Origin of the sequence: Pseudomonas sp. NPDC089534, assembly GCF_044749305.1 — a bacterium.
Taxonomy (GTDB): Bacteria; Pseudomonadota; Gammaproteobacteria; order Pseudomonadales; family Pseudomonadaceae; genus Aquipseudomonas; species Aquipseudomonas ekonensis.
Genome location: NZ_JBIVHR010000082.1, coordinates 20,313 through 27,337 on the forward strand (window position 1 = coordinate 20,313; position 7,025 = coordinate 27,337).

Below are 7,025 nucleotides of genomic sequence, written 5' to 3' on the forward strand. Positions count from 1 at the left end.
CCCTGGATAATCACTTACCCAGCATAGCGGCCGCTTCGGTCAGGCGCCGAGCCGGTCCTTGAACATTTGCGCCAGCGTTTCCAGGTCGCCGGGCGGATTGTGGCCGATCAGCATCCACGCGTGCTCGCGTTCCGTCCAGTACACCACGTTCATCGTGTGGCGCCGCTCGTGGGCCAGGGGCCGGCTGCCGCTGTTGGCGCGGATGACGCACAGCGCCAGCGGGCCGTGGACGGCGTCCAGCCAGGTCAGCTGGGCGATGGGCATGCCGTCGTATTCGAGCAGTTGCGCGCGCTTGAGCTCGGCGCCGGGCAGTTTCAGCTGCGCGGCGGTCAGGCTCAGGCCCAGCCGCGCATCGACGGTGCGCAACTGGGCGCGCTGGGAGGCTTCGTCGGTGGGCAGGTGTTCGAGGGTCTGCGGCACGTACAGCGCCATGTAGTCGCCGACCATCGCCCGCCAATTGTGCGGCTGCCGCGCCTGCCAGCCGAGGAACAGGCGGTCGGCCGCCACGCCGCCCAGCGCCAGGGCGGCCGCGGCGGCACCGATGAACCAGCGCCGGCTGATGCCGGGGCGGGCCGGGGAGGGGGCGGCGTCCAGCCTGGCTTGCAGGCGATCCAGCGGGGCCTGACGGGCCAGTTCGTCGTAGGCGTCCCGAAACGGCAGGTTGCTGCGGGCCAGCCATTGCACGCGCAGGCTCAGCAGCGGGTCGTCGGTGATGGCGGTGTCCAGCAGGTCGCGTTGTTCGCGGTCGATCTCATCGTCCAGGTACGCCACCAGTTGTTCGTCCGAAGGCGTGTTCATTGCCGGTCTCCTGCGGGGGTGTTCGGCACCGCTTGCAGCGGCGGGTACTCGGCCAGTTTCAGGCGTGCGGTGGCCAGGCGGCTCATGACCGTGCCGATGGGCACCTGCAGGATCTCGGCGACCTCGCGGTAGGACAGCCCTTCGACATAGGCCAGGTAGACGGTCACCCGCTGGGTTTCCGGCAGGGCATCGACCCGGCGGATCACCTGCGCGGCCATCACGTGGGTCTGGGCGGCGTATTCGCCGTCGAACGCCAGCTGACCGTCGGCGTCCGAGGTGCCCTGGCCCTGGCGCACCCGGCGGGCGCGCACTTCATTGAGCCAGATCGAATGCAGGATGCTCAGCAGCCAGCGGTCCATGCGCGTGCCGGCCACGTATTGGCCGGAACGCTCCAGGGCACGCACGCAGGTGGCCTGCACCAGATCCTCGGCCACGTGGCGGTTGCGCGACAGCAGCAGGCCATAGCGCCACAAGCGTGCCAGGTGTTGCCCCAGTTCGGCTCGGAATGCCTGTTCGCTGAAAATGATCGCCTCCGGGTGTCGTGTCAGGTTTTCGATGAATCGTTGATGGCTTCGGCCAGGTCCCGGTACTCCTCGCAGGCCGTGCCGCAGATCGCCTTGATCTGTTGCAGCTGCTCCTGCGCCAGGTCGATGCGGCCCTTCACCACGTAGGCTTCGCCCAGGTACTCGCGCACCTGCGCGTACTGCGGATCCAGCTTCACCGATTGCAGGTAGTAGCCGATGCCTTCGTCGGTGCGCCCCAGTTTGCGCGTGGCGTAGCCGCGATAGTTCAGGGCCTTGGCGGTGTTCGGCTGCCGGAGGGTGTCGAGCAGCGCCAAGGCCTCTTCATAGCGGCCGGCCTTGGCCAGCCGGTAGGCGTAGTCGGTGCGGTCGGCGTCCGGCAGCAGGTGGCTGGTCTGCATGACGCATTTCTGCGACTTGCTGTCGTACACCTGGCCTTTGGGACAGTTCGGCGCCTTGACCGGCTCGTCTTCGTCGCCGTGGGCGAAGGCGAGGGGACTGGCCAGAACGGCGGCCATCAGCAACGGGGCGGCGAACATAACGGAACGGATAGTCATGGGCAAGGCTCCACTGTGGGTCACGTTTCACTTTGAACACCCCAGGGTGAATTTTTATTCATCGCTTTGTCAGGGTTCGTTCAAGGTAAGCCCAATTCCGGACGCTATGCTCGTCGGCGTCCGTCGTCTTTTTGGAGTGCGCCATGAAAGATCAGGTCCATCACTCAGCCACCGCCGGCTACAAGAGCGCCGCCGACCTTTATGTCAAAGGCCGTCCGGATTATCCGCCCCAAGTGGGGGACTGGCTGAGCGTCACGCTCGGGCTCGACGGCCACAAGACGGTGATCGACCTCGGCGCCGGCACCGGCAAGTTCACCGGCCGGCTGCTGGCGACCGGCGCCCAGGTGATCGCCGTGGAACCGGTGGCGCAGATGCTCGACCGGCTCGCCGTCACCTGGCCCAAGGCCTTGGCGGTCAGCGGCACGGCGACCGACCTGCCGTTGCCGGACGCCTCGGTGGACGCGGTGGTCTGCGCCCAGGCGTTCCACTGGTTCGCCACGGCCGAGGCGCTGGACGAAATCGCCCGGGTGCTCAAGCCCGGCGGCCGGCTCGGGCTGATCTGGAACCTGCGCGACACGCAAGTGAGTTGGGTGCCGAAGCTCGACGCCATCGTCAACGCGCTGGAGGGCGACACCCCGCGCTACTACACCGGCGCCTGGCGCCAGGCGTTTCCGCATCCGGCGTTCGGGCCGTTGCAGGTGCAGCGCTTTCACCACGGCCATACCGGCTCGCCGGAGGACGTGATCTTCAACCGGGTGCGCTCCACCAGCTTTATCGCCGCGCTGCCGGCGGCGCAGCGGGCGAAGGTCGATGAGCGGATCCGCGCGCTGATCCTCTCCGAGCCCGAGCTGCGGGGCCGGGATGTGGTGACGGTGCCTTATGAGACGGCGGCGTTTGTGGCGGTGAGGCGCAGTTGACCCTGTAGGAGCCAGCCCGCCGGCGATGGCGTCAGCCCAGCCTCCACAGGGCGCAACCCTGCGGCGCTCTCACTGATCTCATCGCCAGCAGGCTGGCTCCCGCAGGGTTCGGGGCGAGGCCGGGCCAGTCCCGCTTTTGGCCGAACCGCTGCCTTACTGCAGGTCAAGGTGCCTTGTTATAGTGCGGGCCTCATTCAATGCCCGGTAAAGGATTTCTGCCATGACCCAATACACCGCCTTCAGCGTCGAACTGGCCGACAACGTCGCCCATGTGCAGATCAACCGCCCGGAGAAGATCAACTCGATGAACGCCGCGTTCTGGAGCGAGATCGTCGAGGTGTTCCAGTGGATCGACGACACCGACGAAGTGCGGGCGGTGGTGCTCAGCGGCGCCGGCAAGCATTTCTCCTCCGGCATCGACCTGATGATGCTGGCCGGCGTGGCCAACGAACTGGGCAAGGACGTCGGCCGCAACGCGCGCCTGCTGCGGCGCAAGATCCTCACCCTGCAAGCCTCGTTCAATGCCGTGGACAACTGCCGCAAACCGGTGCTGGCGGCGATCCAGGGTTACTGCCTGGGCGGCGCCATCGACCTGATCGCCGCATGCGACATGCGCTACGCCGCCGAGGACGCGCAATTCTCGATCAAGGAAATCGACATCGGCATGGCCGCCGACGTCGGCACCCTGCAACGGTTGCCACGGATCGTCGGCGACGGCATGCTGCGTGAGCTGGCCTACACCGGCCGTACCTTCGGCGCCGAAGAGGCGCGCAGCATCGGCCTGGTCAACCGCGTCTACGGCGACAAGGACAGCCTGATCGAGGGCGTGATGGACATCGCCCGCGACATCGCCGCCAAGTCGCCGATCGCGGTCGCCGGCACCAAGGCCATGATCAGCTACATGCGCGACCATGGCATCGACGACGGCCTCGAGTACGTTGCCACCTGGAACGCCGCCATGCTGCAATCCACCGACTTGCGCGTGGCCATGGCCGCCCACATGAGCAAACAGAAACCCGAATTTCTGGATTGAGAAACCATGACATCTCGCTGGACCACTGCAGTACTGGACACCGACCAACCCGGCGGCTGGGCCGTGGCGCGCAGCCCCGAAGGCTTCCTGTTCGACGACAACGGCGCGCTGTTCCCCCGGGAATGGCTCAAGCGCCAGGACCTGTCGGTGCTGGCCGAACACGGCATCGGCCACCTCGACGGCGAGCCGGTGTACCTGCTGGAACTGCGCAGCCACAGCGAGGTGCCGGGCTGCGGCTGGAAAGGCCTGCGGGCGTTCATGCTCGACGGTGACCACACCGTCTACAAGGTGCTGGGCTATGCGGCGCAGATCGGCACCTGGGCCCGCGAGCACCGGTTCTGCGGCAACTGCGGTCAGGCCATGACCCAGGTGCCGCGGGAGCGGGCGATGTACTGCCAGCCCTGCGACCTGCGCAGCTATCCGCGCATTTCGCCGAGCATGATCGTGTTGGTGACCCGGGGCGATGAAGTGCTGCTGGCGCGCTCGCCGCGTTTCGTCGCCGGGGTCTACAGCACGCTGGCCGGGTTCGCCGAGCCGGGGGAGTCGGCCGAGGATTGCCTGATTCGCGAAGTGCGTGAGGAAGTCAGCATCGAAGTGAAGAACATTCAGTACATGGGCAGCCAGTGCTGGCCGTTTCCGCATTCGATGATGCTGGGTTTTCATGCCGAATATGCCGGCGGCGAGATTGTCTGCCAGGAAGACGAAATCGAAGACGCCCAGTGGTTCAACGTGCACGATCTGCCGCCGTTGCCGGCGTCGAAATCGATTGCACGTTATCTGATCGACGTCTACGTGGCCCGTCGCTTAGGCCACGCTGAACCAGTGCTGCCAGGCTAGCCGCACGGTCAGCCCCAGCACCACGGTGATGAACACCGGCCGGATGAATTTGGCGCCGCCGCTGATCGCGGTGCGCGCCCCGAAGAACGCGCCGACCATCACCGACAGGCCCATGCACAGGCCGATGATCCAGTCCACCTGCCCGGAGAACACGAACACCGCCAGCGCCGCGACGTTGCTGACAAAGTTCATGCTGCGCGCCACGCCGCTGGCCTTGACCAGGTCGATGGGGTAGAGCAGCAGGCTGCTCACCGTCCAGAACGCGCCGGTGCCGGGGCCGGCCACGCCGTCGTAGAAGCCCAGGCTGAAGCCTTGCGGCCCTTGCCAGGTCTTCTTGATCGGTGCGTCGCTGTCCAGCGGCGCTTTCGGCGTGCCGCCGAACAGCAGGTACAGGCCGCAGGCGAACACGATCACCGGCAGCATCTTGTTCAGCCATTCCGCCGGCAGATAGTGGGCGACGATGGCGCCGGTCAGCGCGCCGACCAGGGTGCCGACGATCGCGTGCATCCACTGCCTTGGGTGGAACAGCTTGCGCCGGTAGAAGGTGAAGCTGGCGGTGGCGGAGCCGAAGGTCGAGCTCAGCTTGTTGGTGCCCAGCACTAGGTGCGGCGGCAGGCCGGCGGTGAGCAGGGCCGGGGTGGTCAACAGGCCGCCGCCGCCGGCGATGGCGTCGATGAAACCGGCAATGAACGCGACGAGGGCCAGGATGGCCAGGGTGGTGAGGTCAACGCTGAGATCGAAAGGCATGGAATCGGCTTATTCGGCAGGGCGCAGACGGGCTGCGGGGACGGGCGGCCATGTTACTCATTTCTGGATGTTGCGGCGACCCGTCTGACGCTATCGCGGGCAAGCCCGCTCCCACAGTGATCTGCGGCGACCACCGATTCCGAACACCCCCCGGCCCCTTGTGGGAGCCAGCCTGCTGGCGATGGCGGTGGATCAGCCTCCATAAATGTCGGCAATGCCGGCGCCATCGCTTGCAGGCAAGCTCCTACAGTTTTGCGGTTTAGGCGCCGCGCCGTTGCGCCAGGCTGCGTTCCAGCCGGGCAATGCCCTCTTCGAGCATCGAACGCGGGCAGCCGAAGTTCAGGCGCACGAACTGTTGGCTGTGGTCGCCGAAGTCCGAACCGGCGCTCAGGCCGACCTTGGCGTGTTCGAGGAAAAACCGCTGCGGGTCGCCCAGGTCCAGCGCCGAACAGTCGAGCCAGGCCAGGTAAGTGCCCTGGGGCACGTTGATCGACACGCCCGGCAGACGGCTGCGCACCGCCTCGACCAGGTAATCGCGGTTGGCCTGCAGGTACTGTTTCAGCGCCTTGAGCCACGGCCCGGCCTCGCTGTAGGCCACGCGGGTGGCTTCCATGCCCAGCGGGTTGACGCTGTCGACCATGCCGCAGCGGGCGTGGTTGACCCGCTCGCGCAGGGCGGCGTCCTGGATGATCATGAACGAGGTCTTCAGCCCGGCGATGTTGTAGGCCTTGCTCGCCGACATCAGGGTGATGGTGCGTTTGGCGATGTCGGCGCCGAGGGAGGCGGTCGGAATGTGCACGCGGCCGTCGTAGCACAGCTCGGCGTGGATCTCGTCGGAGATGATCCAGGCGTCCTGCTGCACGCAGAGGTCGGCCACCGCTTGCAGCTCTTCACGGCCGAACACCTTGCCGATCGGGTTGTGCGGGTTGCTCAGCAGCAGCGCGCCGCCGCCTTCGAGGGACTGGCGCAAGGCGTCCAGCGGGGTGGCGTAGGTGCCGTCGTCCTGTTCGATGAAATCCAGTTCGACCTTGTTCAGGCCCCAATGCCCCGGTGCGTGGCGCAGCGGCGGGTAGTTCGGGGTCTGCACCACGACGTTCTGCTGCGGCTGCACCAGCGCCTTGAGCGCCATGTTGAAACCCGATTCCACCCCCGGCAGGAACACCAGCTCCTGGGGCTGCACGCGCCAGGCGTACTTGGCCCACAGGTCGGCGACGATGGCCTGGCGCAGGTTGTCCTGGGCCACGCTGTAGCCCACCAGCGGGTGCAGCAGGCGCTGTTGCAGCGCTTCGATGACCACCGGCGGCGCGGCGAAATCCATGTCAGCGACCCACATCGGCAGCACGTCGGCCGCATAGCGGCTCCACTTGGTGCTGCCGGTGTCGTGGCGGTCGAATACCTGATCAAAATCGAAAGTCATGCGGGGTCTCGTGAAGGCGGGGTCGTTGATGGGCGCCATGATAAGCCACTGCCTGCCCTTGCGCGACCGGGCGGTCATTGCGCTGCGTCAGGCAGGCCGCCATCGCCAGCAGGCTGGCTCCCACAAAGGTATCGGCGGATGACCGCGTGCTTCGGGTTGCACACACATTCCCCTGTGGGAGCCAGCCTGCTGGCGATG

Annotated in this window: 8 protein-coding genes; 3 read left to right on the top strand and 5 right to left on the bottom strand. The window is 66.6% G+C overall.

Annotated features, from left to right (window positions below; all coding sequences use genetic code 11):
- Window positions 1-39: 39 nt before the first annotated feature.
- The 3 genes from ACIP0B_RS21800 to ACIP0B_RS21810 all read right to left on the bottom strand — a co-directional run bounded on the left by ACIP0B_RS21800 (window position 40) and on the right by ACIP0B_RS21810 (window position 1,876).
- A complete protein-coding gene (locus ACIP0B_RS21800; RefSeq protein ID WP_400835903.1) occupies window positions 40-798 on the bottom strand; it encodes an anti-sigma factor family protein in 759 nt (252 codons plus the stop codon).
- Window positions 795-1,271, bottom strand: coding sequence for a sigma-70 family RNA polymerase sigma factor (locus ACIP0B_RS21805; protein ID WP_400835905.1), 477 nt, complete (start codon window positions 1,269-1,271; stop codon window positions 795-797). Before ACIP0B_RS21805 ends, ACIP0B_RS21800 begins: the two co-directional genes overlap by 4 nt.
- 71 nt (window positions 1,272-1,342) lie before the next feature.
- The gene (locus ACIP0B_RS21810; RefSeq protein WP_400835907.1) at window positions 1,343-1,876 is read right to left on the bottom strand and encodes a tetratricopeptide repeat protein; all 534 of its coding nucleotides are present in this window, start codon (window positions 1,874-1,876) and stop codon (window positions 1,343-1,345) included.
- Window positions 1,877-2,019: 143 nt separating this feature from the next.
- Between ACIP0B_RS21810 and ACIP0B_RS21815 the strand changes: the two genes are divergently transcribed.
- The 3 genes from ACIP0B_RS21815 (at window position 2,020) to nudC (ending at window position 4,663) form a co-directional block, all read left to right on the top strand.
- Window positions 2,020-2,793 (top strand): methyltransferase domain-containing protein, encoded by a 774-nt coding sequence (locus ACIP0B_RS21815; protein WP_400835909.1) that lies wholly within the window; start codon window positions 2,020-2,022, stop codon window positions 2,791-2,793.
- A gap of 220 nt (window positions 2,794-3,013) precedes the next feature.
- Window positions 3,014-3,826 carry a crotonase/enoyl-CoA hydratase family protein gene (locus ACIP0B_RS21820; protein ID WP_400835911.1) on the top strand — a complete coding sequence of 271 codons (813 nt, stop codon included), beginning with the start codon at window positions 3,014-3,016 and terminating at the stop codon, window positions 3,824-3,826.
- Between the two features lie 6 nt (window positions 3,827-3,832).
- Window positions 3,833-4,663 carry an NAD(+) diphosphatase gene (nudC, locus tag ACIP0B_RS21825; protein WP_400835913.1) on the top strand — a complete coding sequence of 277 codons (831 nt, stop codon included), beginning with the start codon at window positions 3,833-3,835 and terminating at the stop codon, window positions 4,661-4,663.
- On the opposite strand, the gene ACIP0B_RS21830 is transcribed toward nudC, so the two are convergent.
- Together ACIP0B_RS21830 and ACIP0B_RS21835 are read right to left on the bottom strand one after the other, a co-directional pair.
- A complete protein-coding gene (locus tag ACIP0B_RS21830) occupies window positions 4,631-5,410 on the bottom strand; it encodes a TSUP family transporter (RefSeq protein ID WP_085583823.1) in 780 nt (259 codons plus the stop codon). The two genes, nudC and ACIP0B_RS21830, sit on opposite strands and share 33 nt — an antisense overlap.
- 259 nt (window positions 5,411-5,669) lie before the next feature.
- The gene (locus tag ACIP0B_RS21835; RefSeq protein ID WP_400835915.1) at window positions 5,670-6,827 is read right to left on the bottom strand and encodes a MalY/PatB family protein; all 1,158 of its coding nucleotides are present in this window, start codon (window positions 6,825-6,827) and stop codon (window positions 5,670-5,672) included.
- Window positions 6,828-7,025: the final 198 nt, after the last annotated feature.

What these genes read in the sequence shown, in the direction of transcription:
- ACIP0B_RS21830 (WP_085583823.1), bottom strand. Translation starts at nt 5,410, where the DNA reads ATGCCTTTCGATCTCAGCGTTGACCTCACCACCCTGGCCATCCTGGCC.
- ACIP0B_RS21815 (WP_400835909.1), top strand. Translation starts at nt 2,020, where the DNA reads ATGAAAGATCAGGTCCATCACTCAGCCACCGCCGGCTACAAGAGCGCC.
- ACIP0B_RS21820 (WP_400835911.1), top strand. Translation starts at nt 3,014, where the DNA reads ATGACCCAATACACCGCCTTCAGCGTCGAACTGGCCGACAACGTCGCC.
- nudC (WP_400835913.1), top strand. Translation starts at nt 3,833, where the DNA reads ATGACATCTCGCTGGACCACTGCAGTACTGGACACCGACCAACCCGGC.
- ACIP0B_RS21800 (WP_400835903.1), bottom strand. Translation starts at nt 798, where the DNA reads ATGAACACGCCTTCGGACGAACAACTGGTGGCGTACCTGGACGATGAG.
- ACIP0B_RS21835 (WP_400835915.1), bottom strand. Translation starts at nt 6,827, where the DNA reads ATGACTTTCGATTTTGATCAGGTATTCGACCGCCACGACACCGGCAGC.
- ACIP0B_RS21810 (WP_400835907.1), bottom strand. Translation starts at nt 1,876, where the DNA reads ATGACTATCCGTTCCGTTATGTTCGCCGCCCCGTTGCTGATGGCCGCC.